The sequence below is a fragment of the Asanoa hainanensis genome (assembly GCF_900188485.1).
Lineage (GTDB): Bacteria > Actinomycetota > Actinomycetes > Mycobacteriales > Micromonosporaceae > Asanoa > Asanoa hainanensis.
In genome coordinates this window covers 13851-28196 of the sequence record NZ_FZPH01000024.1, presented here as the reverse complement: position 1 = coordinate 28196, position 14346 = coordinate 13851, and the positions used below count along the sequence as shown (strand labels likewise).

17 protein-coding genes are annotated in these 14346 nt (G+C 70.9%); 9 read left to right on the top strand and 8 right to left on the bottom strand.

Going from position 1 to position 14346, the window contains the following annotated elements; genetic code table 11:
* Positions 1-58: 58 nt before the first annotated feature.
* The 6 genes from CHC05_RS36780 to CHC05_RS36755 all read left to right on the top strand — a co-directional run bounded on the left by CHC05_RS36780 (position 59) and on the right by CHC05_RS36755 (position 3826).
* Positions 59-535 (top strand): phage holin family protein, encoded by a 477-nt coding sequence (locus CHC05_RS36780; RefSeq protein WP_089255268.1) that lies wholly within the window; start codon positions 59-61, stop codon positions 533-535.
* The gene (locus CHC05_RS36775) at positions 532-870 is read left to right on the top strand and encodes a DUF3618 domain-containing protein (protein ID WP_089255267.1); all 339 of its coding nucleotides are present in this window, start codon (positions 532-534) and stop codon (positions 868-870) included. Before CHC05_RS36780 ends, CHC05_RS36775 begins: the two co-directional genes overlap by 4 nt.
* A 37-nt stretch (positions 871-907) precedes the next feature.
* On the top strand, positions 908-1180 hold the full coding sequence (locus CHC05_RS36770; protein ID WP_089255266.1) for a DUF4235 domain-containing protein: 273 nt from the start codon (positions 908-910) through the stop codon (positions 1178-1180).
* A gap of 36 nt (positions 1181-1216) precedes the next feature.
* A complete protein-coding gene (locus CHC05_RS36765; RefSeq protein ID WP_089255265.1) occupies positions 1217-1912 on the top strand; it encodes an LppX_LprAFG lipoprotein in 696 nt (231 codons plus the stop codon).
* Positions 1890-3455, top strand: a complete 1566-nt coding sequence (locus CHC05_RS36760; protein WP_089255264.1) for an MFS transporter — start codon at positions 1890-1892, stop codon at positions 3453-3455. Before CHC05_RS36765 ends, CHC05_RS36760 begins: the two co-directional genes overlap by 23 nt.
* Positions 3456-3622: 167 nt before the next feature.
* Complete coding sequence (locus CHC05_RS36755; protein WP_007075740.1) at positions 3623-3826, top strand: cold-shock protein; 204 nt, start codon at positions 3623-3625, stop codon at positions 3824-3826.
* A 111-nt stretch (positions 3827-3937) separates the two neighbouring features.
* Here CHC05_RS36755 and CHC05_RS36750 read toward each other — a convergent pair whose 3' ends face one another.
* Positions 3938-4189 carry a hypothetical protein gene (locus CHC05_RS36750; RefSeq protein WP_342745722.1) on the bottom strand — a complete coding sequence of 84 codons (252 nt, stop codon included), beginning with the start codon at positions 4187-4189 and terminating at the stop codon, positions 3938-3940.
* Positions 4149-5129, bottom strand: coding sequence for an aldo/keto reductase (locus CHC05_RS36745; protein ID WP_089255262.1), 981 nt, complete (start codon positions 5127-5129; stop codon positions 4149-4151). The genes CHC05_RS36750 and CHC05_RS36745 overlap by 41 nt, the downstream gene beginning before the upstream one ends.
* 107 nt (positions 5130-5236) lie before the next feature.
* Between CHC05_RS36745 and CHC05_RS36740 the strand changes: the two genes are divergently transcribed.
* Both CHC05_RS36740 and CHC05_RS36735 read left to right on the top strand, forming a co-directional pair.
* Positions 5237-6022 (top strand): trans-aconitate 2-methyltransferase, encoded by a 786-nt coding sequence (locus CHC05_RS36740; RefSeq protein ID WP_089255261.1) that lies wholly within the window; start codon positions 5237-5239, stop codon positions 6020-6022.
* Positions 6019-7041, top strand: coding sequence for an adenosine deaminase (locus tag CHC05_RS36735; protein ID WP_089255260.1), 1023 nt, complete (start codon positions 6019-6021; stop codon positions 7039-7041). The genes CHC05_RS36740 and CHC05_RS36735 overlap by 4 nt, the downstream gene beginning before the upstream one ends.
* A gap of 345 nt (positions 7042-7386) precedes the next feature.
* On the opposite strand, the gene CHC05_RS36730 is transcribed toward CHC05_RS36735, so the two are convergent.
* From CHC05_RS36730 to CHC05_RS36710, 5 genes are all read right to left on the bottom strand, one after another.
* Complete coding sequence (locus CHC05_RS36730; RefSeq protein WP_089255259.1) at positions 7387-7983, bottom strand: hypothetical protein; 597 nt, start codon at positions 7981-7983, stop codon at positions 7387-7389.
* A gap of 145 nt (positions 7984-8128) precedes the next feature.
* Positions 8129-9502, bottom strand: coding sequence for a HAMP domain-containing sensor histidine kinase (locus tag CHC05_RS36725; protein ID WP_089255258.1), 1374 nt, complete (start codon positions 9500-9502; stop codon positions 8129-8131).
* Positions 9503-9531: 29 nt separating this feature from the next.
* Complete coding sequence (locus CHC05_RS36720; protein ID WP_089255257.1) at positions 9532-10221, bottom strand: response regulator transcription factor; 690 nt, start codon at positions 10219-10221, stop codon at positions 9532-9534.
* Positions 10222-10302: 81 nt separating this feature from the next.
* Positions 10303-10710 carry a hypothetical protein gene (locus CHC05_RS36715; RefSeq protein WP_245871403.1) on the bottom strand — a complete coding sequence of 136 codons (408 nt, stop codon included), beginning with the start codon at positions 10708-10710 and terminating at the stop codon, positions 10303-10305.
* Between the two features lie 188 nt (positions 10711-10898).
* Positions 10899-12356 (bottom strand): MFS transporter, encoded by a 1458-nt coding sequence (locus tag CHC05_RS36710; RefSeq protein ID WP_218824795.1) that lies wholly within the window; start codon positions 12354-12356, stop codon positions 10899-10901.
* Between the two features lie 175 nt (positions 12357-12531).
* Here CHC05_RS36710 and CHC05_RS36705 point away from each other — a divergent pair, with 175 nt between their 5' ends.
* Complete coding sequence (locus CHC05_RS36705) at positions 12532-13092, top strand: TetR/AcrR family transcriptional regulator (protein WP_089255256.1); 561 nt, start codon at positions 12532-12534, stop codon at positions 13090-13092.
* A 39-nt stretch (positions 13093-13131) separates the two neighbouring features.
* Here CHC05_RS36705 and CHC05_RS36700 read toward each other — a convergent pair whose 3' ends face one another.
* Positions 13132-14289 (bottom strand): class I SAM-dependent methyltransferase, encoded by a 1158-nt coding sequence (locus CHC05_RS36700; protein ID WP_245871402.1) that lies wholly within the window; start codon positions 14287-14289, stop codon positions 13132-13134.
* Between the last annotated feature and the right edge of the window lie 57 nt (positions 14290-14346).

Below are 14346 nucleotides of genomic sequence, written 5' to 3'. Positions count from 1 at the left end.
CACGAGGATTGACCGGCGTGTGCACAGGGCATACGTAAGAAGCGTGAGAGGAGGCCCGATGGTCGACGCCCGCAACGCCGCCGCACCGCCCCGTGCCGACGCCGATCCGTCGACGTCCGAGCTGGTGCAGCGTGCCACCGAACAGGTTTCCCGGTTGGTCCGCGACGAGCTGGCCCTGGCCAAGGCCGAGCTGACGCAGAAGGGCAAGCATGCCGGCATCGGCATCGGGCTCTTCGGCGGCGCCGGCGGCCTGGCCTTCTTCGGCATCGCGGTGCTGATCGCCACCGCGGTGATCGCCATCGACATCGCGCTGCCGCTCTGGCTGTCGGCGTTGATCGTCGGCGCGTTCCTGCTGATCCTCGCCGGCCTCTTCGCGCTGGTCGGCAAGGGCCAGGTCCAGCGGGCGGTGCCGCCGATGCCGACCGACGTCACCGAGGGGCTCAAGGCAGACGTCCAGACGGTCAAGGACGGCTTCCGGGGCAACGGGCACCACAAGAGCGGCCAGGGCCGCATCTCAGGGGGTTCGGGGCGATGACAGCTTCAAACGGCAGCGGCAACGGGAGCACGTCGTCGGATCCGGCCGTGCTGCGCGCGGAGATCCGCCGCACCCGGGCCGAGCTCGGCGAGACGGTCCAACTGCTGGCGGCCAAGGCCGACGTCAAGGCGCGGATGAAGAGCTCGGCGACCCAGGCCCGGGAGCGGTTCCGGGCCAAGGCGAGCACCGCGGCGACCAGGATGAGCAGCAACGGCGGCCGGCCGGGGGGCCAGGCCGCCCTGCGCCCGAATCCGGTGCCGGTAGCCACGCTGATCGGCGTCGCCGCGAGTGCTGTCGCTGTCATTCTGTTGGTGATGCGCAGACGCCGTCGCTAGCGCCGGCGTCCGCACGGGGGTCTACGGGGGGACCACGGTGGACAAGCGAATCAGCAAGGCCAACTACAAACCGGCGGGGATCGTGCTCGGGCTCGCGGCCGGCACGCTGTCCGGCATGGTGTTCCAGCGCGTCTGGTCGATGACCATGCACCGCACGGCGCCGCACCCGATCGACGAGGACCGTGGCTGGGGCGAGATCCTGTTCGCCGCCGCGCTCCAGGGTGCGATCGTCGCCGTCATCCGCGCGTCGATCGACCGGGCGGGTGCCACCGGCGTCCGTAAGTTCACCGGCTACTGGCCGCACGACTAGCGCAGGTGGTCGCACCGGGATGAGTAGCATCCCGGTATGCGCCCTCCCCGTACATTCATCATCGCCGTCCTCTTGACGGCGTTGGCCTCCATAGCCGCCTGCGGCGACGACAAGGACGCGGGGGCCGGCGACCCGAGCCTGCCCGTGGCCTCGACGCTGCTCGCGAACGCGGCCACGCAGATGCGCACGGTCACCTCGGCCGCGTTCGACATCACAACCGAGGGCGACACCGGCGCGCTGCCGATCCGCTCCGCCAAGGGCGCGATCGACGACACCGGCACCGCGCAGGGCACCGCGACGATCGAGCAGGTCGGCATGCCGATCGAGCTGCAGTTCATCGCCAAGGACGATTTCCTGTACGTCAAGGGGCTGACCGCCGGCTGGCAGAAGCTGCCGCTGGCCCAGGCGGCGATGGTCTACGACCCGACGGCCATCCTCAACCCGGAGAAGGGGATCGGCGCGGTGCTCGCCACCGCCGAGGGCAACACCAAGGGCCGCGAGACGATCGACGGTGTCGAGCACTACGTGGTCGACGCGACCTTCAAGGGCTCCGCGATGGCCGGCCTCGTGCCGGGCGTCAGCGGCGACGTGACCGGCACGGTCTGGATCGGTGTCGACAAGCCGCTGGTCAAGCAGCTCCGGTTCGCCGTGCCCGGTGAGGGCAAGGGCACCGTTCTGATCAAATTCGCGGACTTCGGCAAACCGGTCAATGTCGACGTTCCCGCGGTCTAGGAGTCGCCTCGCCCTGTCCGCGGGCGGGGTGGCGGTGCTGCTGGCGGCGCTCGACGCGTACGTCGTCGTGACGATCCTGGTCGAGATCATGAAAGACCTCGACGTGCCGGTGAACCGGCTGGAGCGGATCACCCCGGTGGTCACCTGCTACCTGCTGGGCTACGTCGCCGGCATGCCGCTGCTGGGACGCCTGTCCGACCGCTACGGCCGGCGCCTGGTGATCCAGGTCTGCCTGGCCGGGTTCGCGGTCGGTTCGCTGGTCGCCGCGCTCGCCCCGGGCCTGACCGTGCTGGCGATCGGCCGCGCGGTGCAGGGGCTGGCCGGCGGTGCGCTGCTGCCGGTGACCATGGCGCTGGCCGCCGACCTGGTGGTCCGCCAGCGCCCGCTGGCCCTGGGCCTGGTCGGCGCCGCACAGGAGCTCGGCAGCGTGCTGGGCCCGCTCTACGGCGCCGTCATCGCGGCGGTCGCCGGCTGGCGCGGGGTCTTCTGGATCAACCTGCCGCTGGCCGCGCTCGTCGCGCTCGCGGTGCACTTCGGGCTGCCGGGCCGGGCCGCCGAGCGCCGCGAGCGCCAACCGGTCGACGTGGTCGGCGGGCTGCTGCTGGCGCTGGCGTTGGGCCTGCTGGTGGTCGCGCTCTACAACCCCGACCCGGACCAGGGCGTCCTGCCGAGCTGGGGCTGGCCGACGCTCGGCGCGGTGGCCGCGGTGGTGGCCGTCTTCGTCTGGTGGGAGTCGCGGGCCCGCACCCGGCTGCTGGACCCCGACGGTGCGCGGCTGCGCCCGTTCACCGCCGCGCTCGTGGCCAACACGCTGGCCGGTGCCGCGCTGATGGTCACGCTGGTCGACGTGCAGTTGCTGGCGCAGACCGCGCTCGGCCGCGACGGGCTCGACGGCGCGCTGGTGCTCACCCGGTTCCTGATCGCGTTGCCGGTCGGGGCGGTGCTGGGCGGGCTGCTCACGCGGCGGCTCGGCGAGCGCCTCGTGACCTTCGGCGGGCTCGCCCTCGCCGCGGTGGCGTACCTGCTGATCGCGAACTGGCCCGCGGACCTCGCCGCCGCGAAGTTCGGCCCCTTGCCCCGGATGGACACGGACCTCGTACTCGCCGGCTTGGGCCTTGGATTGGTCATCGCGCCGTTGTCCGCCGCCGTTCTTCGCGCGGTGCCCAGTGCGCAACACGGAATCGCGTCGGCGGCCGCGGTCGTCGCGCGTACGGTCGGCATGCTGGTCGGGATCGCCGCCTTGACCGGGTGGGGCCTGCACCGTTTCCAGGAGCTGACCAGCGACCTCGTACCGCCGCTCGGGTTCGGTGTGGACGCTGCGACCCAAGCGGAGCGGATGGCCGCGTACCAAAAAGCGGTCGGGGAGGCACTACGTCAGGAGTATCGGGAGATTTTCCTGGCCACAGCCGTGTTGTGTGGAATCGGGGCACTCGTCGCCCTAGCGCTCGCAGGGCGAGACGTCGATGCCCGTAGCCCGGATGTATCCATTCCGGTATCGAACTCCGACGCCGCAGATCACATGTCGGAGAAATTCGTCGGGTAGGCTATGCGGAGTTTTTCGGTACGTGGTTTGCTGTTCCCCGCTGTTGCTGAGACATCGGGGTTGAGAGACCTCCTTCGCTGAGATGGAGGCCGACTCAGGCGCCGCTGCTCGAAAACGGCCAACCGGCCGCACGGCGTTCGGCCGCCAGTTTCGACAAGGAGATACACATGGCGCAGGGAACCGTGAAGTGGTTCAACGCAGACAAGGGCTTCGGCTTCATCACCGTTGACGGCGGGGGTGCTGACGTGTTCGTCCACTTCTCGGCCATCCAGACCAGCGGCTACCGCACGCTGGAGGAGAACCAGCGGGTGGAGTTCGAGATCGCGCAGGGCCAGAAGGGTCCGCAGGCCGAGCAGGTCCGCCCCATCTGACGTTTCCCATACAGACGTAGCGCCGGCCACGCGCCGGCCGAGTGAGCGACCCGTTCGCACGGGTCGGTGACGAGCCCCGCATCCTGCCCTGTATGCGGGGCTCAACGCTGTCTACCGCCGCTTCGCCCGGGTGCGGGCCCGCAGGCCGACCACCAGCACCGCGAGGCCGATGGCGGTGACGATCGGGCCGATGATCGCCCAGATGTCGTCACCCGACATCACGCTGCCCCGCAGGGTGCCGAGGCCCTGGAGCGTCCACACCAAACCGACGACGATGGCCAACAGGCCGAGCGTCAGCCGCAGCCAGCCCGTCATGCCCGCGTCACCACCGGTCGTGGACAGCCGGCCGGATGAGCTCGTCATAGGTTTCTCGTACGCCTTCGAGGGCCTCCGCGCTGAGCGGCGCGAATGCGGCCGTGGCCAGGTTGGCGCGGGCCTGCTCGGGGCCCCGGGCGCCCGGGATCACGACCGTCATGCCCGGCTGGTCGATCACCCAGCGCAGCGCGAACTGGGCCATGGTCATGCCCGCCGGGACGAGCTGCCTGAGCCGCTCGACGGCGCGCAGGCCGGTCTCGTAGTCGACACCCGAGAAGGTCTCGCCCACGTCGAAGGACTCGCCGTGGCGGTTGTAGTTGCGGTGGTCGTCGGCCGCGAACGTGGTGGTCGCGGTGTAGCGGCCGGAGAGCAGCCCGCTGGCCAGCGGGACCCGGGCGATGATGCCGACGCCATTTTGTCGCGCGGCGGGCAGCACCGCGTCGAGCGGCTTGAGGCGGAACGCGTTCAGGATGATCTGCACGCTGGCCACGTGGGGGCGGGCGATCGCGGTGAGGGCCTGGTCGACGGTCTCCACGCTGACGCCGTACGCGGCGATCGCGCCGTTCTCGACCAGCGCGTCGAGCGCGTCGAAGATCTCGTCGTCCTCGAACACGGCGGTCGGTGGGCAGTGGAGCTGCACCAGGTCGAGCCGGTCGACGCCGAGGTTGGCCCGCGACCGGTCGGTCCAGGCCTTGAAGTTGGCGGCGGTGTAGTTGGCCCGCTCCTGCGGAACGCGGCGGCCCATCTTGGTGGCCACCATGATCTGTTCCGGTCGCCGGCGCAGGAACTGACCGATGAGCTGCTCGCTGCGGCCGTCGCCGTAGACGTCAGCGGTGTCGATGAAGGTGGTGCCCGCGTCGACGGCGGCGTCGAGGGTCGCGAACGCGTCGTCGGCGCTCACCTCGCCCCAGTCGGCGCCGAGCTGCCAGGCGCCCAGGCCCACAACGGACACGTCGCGGCCGATCCGGCCGAACTCGCGGTACTCCACGGGGGAACCCTATCTGGAACGTTTAAAGGGCCTTGCCGGCGGTCCCGCTGTGTGTTTGGCTTAACAAGACGTACGTACGGTTTGGCTCGCCCGGAAGGTGGCAGCACATGTGGGACCCTGCCGTTTACGGCCGCTTCGGTGACGAACGCTCGCGTCCGTTCCACGAGCTGGTCGCCCGTATCCCCGCCGAGGCCCCGCGCCAGGTCGTCGACCTGGGCTGCGGTCCCGGCACCCTGACCGCGACGTTGGCCGCCCGTTGGCCGTCGGCGCTGGTGCGGGGGATCGACTCGTCGGAGGAGATGATCGCGTCGGCCCGGGGGTTGGGGGAGCCGGTTGACTTCAGCGTCGGTGACCTGCGGGATTTCACGCCCTCGCCGGGCGTCGACGTGATCGTCTCCAACGCCGCGCTGCAGTGGGTGCCCGACCACCTCGAGCTGCTGCGGCGGTGGGTGGGCGCGCTGCCGATCGGTGCGTGGCTGGCGTTCCAGGTGCCCGGCAACTTCTCGTCGCCGGCCCACGACGCGGTCTACGACCTGGCCGCCTCGTCGCGCTTCTCGTCCGTTCTGAGCGGGGTGGCCCGGCGGATGGCTGTGCCCACCGCCACGGAATACGCGGCCGCTCTGACCTCGAACTGCGCGGTCGACGCCTGGGAAACTACCTACGTGCACCTGCTCCCCGGCAACTCCGCCGACCACCCGGTGCTCGCCTGGCTCGAAGGCACCGCGCTGCGCCCGATCCGGGCGGCGTTCGGTGCCGACGAGGCCGGCTGGGCCGCCTACCGGGCCGAGCTGGGTGAGCGGCTGGCGGCGGCGTACCCGATCCGCCATGATCGCGCCTTCTTCCCCTTCCGCCGCGTCTTCGTGGTGGCGCACGTCCAAGGAGCACTCTCTTGACCGACCTAGCCGAGTTCATCGCCGGCCTGCCCAAGGTCGAGCTGCACGTTCACCACGTGGGCTCGGCCTCGCCGCGGATCGTGTCCGAGCTGGCCGCCCGGCACGCCGGCAGCACCCCGGTGCCGACCGACATCGAGGCGCTGGCCTCGTACTTCGAGTTCCGGGACTTCCGGCACTTCATCGAGGTCTACCTGTCCGTGGTCGACCTGATCCGCGAGCCTGAGGACGTCCGGATCCTGACCTACGAGGTGGCCCGCGAGCTGGCCCGCCAGCAGGTCAGGTATGCCGAGCTGACCGTGACGCCGTACTCGTCGGTGCGGCGCGGCATGCCGGCGCCCGAGTTCTGCGGCGCCATCGAGGACGCCCGGCTGGCGGCCGAGAAGGAGCTCGGCATCGTGCTGCGCTGGTGCTTCGACATCCCGGGCGAGGCCGGGCTCGAGGCGGCCGAGGAGACGCTTCGGATCGCCCTCGACGAGCGCCCCGACGGCCTGGTCTCGTTCGGCCTGGGCGGCCCGGAGGTGGGCGTGCCGCGCCCCCAGTTCAAGCCGTACTTCGAGAAGGCCCGGGCGGCCGGCTTGCACCTGGTGCCGCACGCCGGTGAGACCACGGGCCCGGAGACGATCTGGGACGCGATCCGTGAGCTGGGCGCGGAGCGCATCGGCCACGGCATCTCGGCCGCGGCGGACCCCGCGCTGATGGCCTACCTGGCCGATCACGGGATCCCGCTGGAGATCAGCCCGACGTCGAACGTCCGCACGCGGGCGGTGGCGTCGCTGGACGAGCACCCGCTGCCCGTGTTGGTCGCGGCCGGCGTCCCGGTCAACATCAACTCGGACGACCCGCCGATGTTCGGCACGACCCTGAACGACGAGTACGCGGTGGCGGCCCGGCTCCTGGGCCTCGACGCGGCCGGAGTGGCCCGGTTGGCGGTGGCCGCGGTGGAGGCCTCTTTCCTGCCGGCGGGGGAGAAGACCCGAATCACCGACGAGATCACCGCGTACGCCGCTCCGGCGGTTTAACGGTCGCCAGCGGGCAGGTCAATGTCCCGGCCTGCCCGCGCCGGATGCGGAAGAGGAATTCCTGTTCCGCTGGGTGGGTCATGAAAATTGTTTTCGGAGCGGCGCTTTTCGGGATTCGGTCGCCCCGAATTGCGGGTTAAAGATCATCTAATGCGGTCGCTTTGCTCTGCATCCATATACGCATCAGTCCGGCTCGGGAGGGATGCGTATATGGATGCAGAGCAAACGCACGAAAAGGGCCACGGCTTAGGCGTGGGCTCGCTCGCGGAGCGAGGTGCCTCGCTACTGGTCGCTTTCTGCTCGGGAGCGCGCGCTCGCGCGAGCCTTTGCGCCGGGCAACGCGTGCTACTTCCGTGCGGTCGCTTTCTGCTTGCGCTGCGGTGCGGGGGTGCCGGCGCGGTCGGACTGGCGGCGGCCGCGGAACTTGAGGGCGAGGACCGCACAGACCAGGCCGCCGACGGCCGCGATCGTGATCAGCAGCCACGCGGTGCCGTTGCCGCCGTCGTCGCCGGAGCCCGCGGGGGCCGACGCCGCCAACGGGGTCGGTGCGTCGCAGTTGGTCTGCTGGGTGTTGTTGGCGGTGCCGACCTGGAACGCCGCGTTACAGGTGCGGGCGATGGGCGGCCCGAACTCGACCGTGACGGCCCACTGGCCGGCCGGGAGGGTGCTCATGTAGACCAACGTGCCGGGCGCCGACGACTGGACCATCTTGGCCGGGGCCACGGTCGTACCGTCGGCTTCCTTGGCGGTCAGCGTCGCGTCGACGAAGCCCTCAGCCGGATGGCCGTCCTCGTAGGTCACGTTGACCCAGACCGACCCTCGCCCGTCGTGGTTGACCGTGATCTTCGCGCCGCCGTGCGCCGAGGCCGCAGACGGCCACGCCAGCAGCGAGATGACGGCGGCGATCAAGAGGCCGGCGGTCCGGCGGAAGGTCGGCTTCACCGCGCCAGTATCGCCGCCGGTCGATCGTTTCCGGAAGAGCCCGCCGGCCGACGGTCCGATGAACCGTCGCGGACCAGGGCTTGTCCGGACGATCAAGCGGCGCCGTCGCGACCTCGCAGCGGCGCCATCACGATCCGTGAAGCCCTTAGTCGTCGTCGGGGCGGCGGCGTTGGCGGCGGCGGGCGGCGGGTTCGCGGGCCAGGCGGCCGACCAGGCCGAACCGGCTGACCTGCTTCACCGGGACGTCCGGGTCGCGGAGCAGCATGACGACGCTGGCGCCGCCCAGTTGGGCCTGGTCGATGCTGACCGAGCCGTGTGCCGTCAGGGTGACCCGCTTCGCGATGTCGAGGCCCAGGCCCGTCGAGCCGCGGTCGCTGGCTCCCCGGCGCAGCGCGCGCTCCGGGTTGGCGATGCCCGGGCCGGCGTCGTCGACGCGGACCGCTACGTAGCCGTCGCGGCGCGAGATCGCCACCTCGAACGCGGTGGCCTGCGGGGTGTAGCGGAACACGTTGCCGATCACGGCGTCGAGGGCCGCGGCGAGCTCCGCCCGGGGCACCGGCACCTGGATGCGGGTGTGCGCGCCGACCACGCGGTGCGGGCGGTTCTGGTCGTCGGCGAGCTGGGACCAGAAGACCATCCGCTCGCGTACGACCTCGCTCGCGTCACAACTGCCTGGGCCCGCGTCCTGCGAGATGGTCTTGCGGGTCGTTTTGATCAGGACGTCGATCTCGCCCTCGAGGGTCACGATCGCCTGGCGGATGCGGCGGATCGTGCGCCGCCGGTCGAGCTCGGCCTCACTGAACGAGCCGATGCTGGTGTCGTCGGAGTCCAGGGCGTCGGCGTCGAGGCGCAACACCGTCAGCGGCGTACGCAGCCGGTGCGAAAGGTCGGCGACCAGCTCGAACTCGTCGGTGCGGGTGACGCTGAGCCGCTCGGCCATCCGGTTGAACGCGAACCCGGCCTCGACCAGCTCCCGCGGCCCGCTCGGCTTGACCCTGGTCAGCAGGTCGCCGTCGCCGAGGCCAACCGCGGCCGCGGCCAGTTCGCGGGCGGCGCCGACCGCCCGACCGGCCAGCCGGTCGACCACGATCACGGTGGTCACGACCAGGGCCAGCGCGATGCCGAACAGCAGCAGCCAGGTCTGGCCAGAACCGCCCGAGAGCACCGGGTCGGCCACGAAGACCTCGATCACCGCGATCCGGTTGCCGACCCTGACCGGTTCCAGGCGCAGCGCGCCACCGTCGACGTCGACCACGACGGGCTCGACACCGGCCGAGGCGCGCTCGATGTCGACGCCCGCGGCCCGCGACTTCGCGCCGGCCTCGATGCCGTGCACGTGGATGCCGCCGCCGGCGGCCTCGATCGCGACGTTGAGCTGCGCCGGGTCGGTGGTGACCGCGAGGGCGCCGGCCACGATGCCGCTGCGGCGGGCAGCGTCGGACAGCGCGTCCTCCCGATTGTCCTTCTGGACGGCGATGCCCAGAGGGATGAGGAACGCGAGCGCGACGATCGTCGTCATGCCGGCCGCCAGCGCGGCCAGCGTCGGCCTCAGTCGGGGGCTACCAGGCGGAAGCCGACCCCCCGCACGGTGCGCAGGTAGCGGGGCTTCGCCGCGGACTCGCCCAGCTTGCGGCGTAACCAGTACAGATGAACGTCGATCGTCTGATCCTCGCCGACGGACGGCTGGCGCCATACCTCCTCCAACAACTCCCGGCGGGAGACTACCCGGCCCGGGCGTGCCGCGAGGTAGGCCAACAGGTCGAACTCTTTGCGGGTCAGCGCGAGCGCCTCGCCGTCGAGCATGGCGCTGCGCTCGCCGACGTCGACGCGCAGGCCGCCGACCTCGTGCACAGCGGGTGCGACGGTGCGGCTGGCCCGGCCGACGCGGCGCAGCACGGTGGTGATGCGGGCGTCGAGATGGGCGCCGGTAAACGGTTTGACCATGTAGTCGTCGGCGCCGGCGCGCAGCAGCCGGACGATGCCCTGCTCGTCGTCGCGTGCGGTGGCGATGATGATCGGGACGTCGGTGATGCCGCGGAGCATGCGGAGGGCGTCGGCGCCGTCGAGGTCGGGCAGACCGAGGTCGAGCACAACCAGGTCAGGCGTCTCGGCCGCGACCCGGCGGAGGGCGTCGAGGGCGGTGCCGACCGCGTGGACCGCATGCCCGCGATCGGCGAGGGACCGCAGCATGGCGCCGCGTACGACATGGTCGTCTTCGACCAGGAGGACCGTGGCCACGTGAAGAACCTACTGCCCTTGGCAAGTCAGCGAACGCCCGCACTGTCCGTCAACTACCGCACTCCGCCCGAAAAGTCCGGCTTAAACTGTCTTATTCGGACATAGTCGTCTGGTCCTTTGGGGAGAACGGCCATTCCTCGTATTCCCGACATTTGCCGTCGGCTCCGAATCGCATGACCCACAGGTCACGGTATTCGTGCGGGTGCGGCTCGGCATAGCGGACCTCGACGCGGACGACCGCGGTGTCGCCATCGACCGCGACGATCTCGCTCGCATCGTGAACGGCTCGTCCGCGCCCTCCCGGGCCCGCTCCCACATCCGCCCGATCGCCGCCAGGCCCAGGACCGGCTCCTCGTACGGCCCCTGCGAGTAGCGCGCGTCCTCGGTGAAGATCTCGGCCAGCGCCTCGGTGCCCGGCGTGCGCCAGACCCGCTCGTAGGCCTCGAGCCAGTCGGCCACCCGGTCCCGGTCGGTCTCCGCTGCGTCCATGGCCCGACTATTGCCCATTCGACGCCGGGTTCATGGCTGGCGCTCCGGACGGAGACAGGGCCCCGCGCCGGCGAGGCCCTGTCTCCGAAACGGCGGCCAGGCCTGTTCGGCGATGATGTCCGTTTCTGGCTGCCGCTTCGGACGGAACAGGGCCCCGCGGAAGCGAGGCCCTGTTCCGAAGACGGCGGTTAGGCCGGTTCGACGATGACTTCCGGTTCCGGCTGGCGTTGCGCCGGGCGGCGGACCGAGCGGAAGCTCAGCGCCACCACGACCAGCCCCGCCGCGATCACCACCGAGACCACGTTCGCGGCGTTCATGCCGTGTACGAAGCTCACCGCGTCCGTCGCGCCCGCGGCACCCTGTGGGCCCACCGCCGCGCCGAACACCGCGATCAGCACCGCGAGGCCCAGGGTCGCGCCGACCTGCTGCATGGTCTGCAGCACGCCGCCCGCGGCGCCCGCGTCGCGCGGCTGCACCGAACCCATGATCACCGGGGTCAGCGGTACGAAGGTCAGGCCGCCGCCGAGGCCGAGCAGGATCATGGGGCCGAGCAGCGATCCCGCGTACCCGCTGGTGGTGTCGAGTTGGGTCAGCCACGCCAGGCCGGCCATCATCAGCGGCGCGCCGGTCAGGGCTAGCGGGCGCGGGCCGATGCGGTGCAGGAGCCGCGGCACGATCCGGGTCATCGCGAACATCGACCCCGCCATCGGCAGGAACGCGAGGCCGGTCTTCAGCGGGCCGAAGCCGAGCACGATCTGGAGGAACTGGGTCAGGAAGTAGAACGCCGACATCATCGCCGCCGGGCCCAGCAGGAACCCGACGAAGCCGACCGCCCGGTTGCGGTCCTTGAACAGCGACAGCGGGACCAGCGGCTGGGCGGACCGCAGCTGGATGGCCAGGAACGTGACCAGCAGGACCACGCCCAGGGCGAGCGAGACCAGTGTCTCGCCGGCGGTCCAGCCGTGGGTCGAGGCGTGGATGAACCCGTAGACCAGCGCGCCGATGCCGAGCGTCGCGGTGGCCGCGGCGGGCCATTCGAGGCGGCCCGGGTGCCGCTCCGGCTCCCGGACGTGCCGGGGTGCGAGCAGCACGGCGGCGATGCCGAACGGCACGTTGATGAACAGGACCCAACGCCAGGACAGGACGTCGGTGAGTACGCCGCCGAGGATCAGGCCGATCGCGAAGCCCGCGCTGGCCATGGCGGAGAGCAGGGCGAGCGCCCGGATCCGCCGCTGGGGCTCGGTGAACGTGGTGGAGATCAGGGCGATCGTGTTGGGCCCGGCCAGGGCGGCGCCGACTCCCTGGGCGACGCGGGCGGCCAGCAGCCAGGCGGCCGAGGTGGCGAGGCCGCCGACCAGGGACGCGACGGTGAACAGGGCGATGCCGACGACGAACATCCGGCGCCGGCCGAGGATGTCGCCGGCCCGGCCGCCGAGCAGGAGCAGACCGCCGAAGGTCAGCGTGTACGCGTTGATCACCCACGACAGGCCGGCGGTGGAGAAGCCCAGGCCCTCCTGGATGTGGGGCAGCGCGACGTTCATGACGGTGCCGTCGACGATCAGCATTAGTTGGGCGCTCACGATGATGAGCAGCGCCAGGCGGCCCGGCGCGCGGGCCTCGGTGCCCGCGCTCGTGACGGCGGGCACAGCAGTTTGCGTGGACAAGGTGTGTTTCCCCCGAGAGTGGGATGCGACAACCGGAGATACTCTCCGCTTAGCTCTGAGCTAGCATATGGAGGACGTCTCCGATTTCGCAACACTATCCGGAGACAGTCTCCGGAAATAGTGTGTTGTCCCACAGTGAGCAGGGGGTGCGGTGGCGGTGAACGGTGATCGTCCGCTGCGTGCCGACGCGCGACGCAACCGCGAGAAGGTCATGGTCGCCGCCCGCGCGGCCTTCACCGAGCACGGTGAGAAGGCCACGCTCGACGACATCGCCCGCCGGGCCGGCGTTGGCCCGGGCACGCTCTACCGCCACTTCCCCGACCGGGAGACGCTGCTCGCGGAGGTCTACCGCCACGACATCGAGGGGCTGGCCGAGCGCGGCCGGGCCCTCTCGGCCGAGTTCCCGCCCGGCGAGGCGTTCGCCGAGTTCCTGCGGATGGAGTTCGACTACATCAAGGCCAAGCGAGGCCTCGGCACCGCGGTCAAGCAGATGCTGGGCACGGGCTCGCCGACCCTGGTCGAGTGCAAGGGCGTGATGCGCAACGCCATCGGCGACCTGCTGGTCCGCGCCCAGGAGGCCGGCGCGATCCGCAAGGAGGTCGAGCCCGACGACGTGCTGCGCCTCGCCCACGGCGTGGTGATGGCAACCGAGTCGGCGCCGGACATGGCCGACAAGCTGCTCGGCTTCGTCCTGGACGGCCTCCGCCCACCGGCCTGAGCCCGCCGCGGCTGAGCGCGGCGGGCGGGCGGCGACAGGTCAGGCCGGGGCGCCCGGCATCTTCAGGACCCAGCGGTAGGCCTGGACCAGACCGGTGTCGAAGCCGGCGGCCGAGCCCCAGAGGAACAGCCGGAACCGCCGGTAGAGCGGCTCGCCCCAGCGGGCGACGATCTCGTCGCGGCGCTCGTCGAGGCGCTTGGCCCACTCGCGGCAGGTCAGGTAGTAGTTGTGCCGGTCGTCGTCCAGGCTGACCAGCTCGAACGGCGAGCGGGCCACGTGCCGCAGATATTGGTGCAGCAGCAGCGGCGCCGAGTTGCCCGGGTAGACGTACTTCTTCATGAAGGTCGAGATGCCGTGCTTGCGGCGCATCGCCAGGGCGTCCAGGTAGACGCGGCCGCCCGGCTTGAGCAGCTCCGCGTACTTGGCCAGCGTGGTCTTGTAGTCGGGCAGGTGCTCGGTGACGCCCATGTTGACGATCGCGTCGTACTTCTGGTCGCTCCGGTAGCCGAAGATGTGCTGCCGCACCACGTTGACTGGCAGTTGCTCCCGGGCGAACAGGTCCTTGAGGTAGCGCTCGGACTCGGCCGCGAGCGTCGTGGTCGTCACGTCGATGCCCCGCCGGGCGGCGTGCTCCGAGAACGCGCCCCAGCCGCCGCCGACCTCCAGCACCCGGTCGCCGGGCTTGACCTCGATCGCCTCGAGCGCGAGGTCCATCTTGCGGGTCATCGCGTCTTCGAGCGGCTCGTCGTCGCTGGCGAACACGCCCTCGGTGTAGCAGCGGTGCCGCTCGTCGAGGAAGGTCAGGAAGAACTCGCTGTCCTCGTCGTAGTGCTGCGAGATGGCCCGGCGGTCGTCCTCCTTCCGCCCGTGCAGCAGCGCGCCCGGGGTGAACCGGGACAGGAAGGCGATCGGGTGGAAGTCGTTGAAGAACTTGCGCATCCGCAGCGCGGCGGCCAGGTCGCCGTCGACGTCGAGCCAACCCTGGAGGTAGGCGACGGCGACACCGAACTGGTCGAGGCCGGCGAGGGCCTTGGCACCCCGGTTGTCCTTGACGGTGATGGTGAACACGGGGTCACCCGTGCCGAACACATGTGCCTGCGCCCCCGCGGGGGCGACCGCGAACGGCACGGCGGGCTCGGTCGCGAAAAACGTCTGGTAGCGGCGCTGCAGCGCGGCGATCATGTCCGACGGGCTCACGAGCTGAATGTAACGCCCAGGTCCGGCTGGGCGCAGCGTTGCCAGGCGTGATGACTA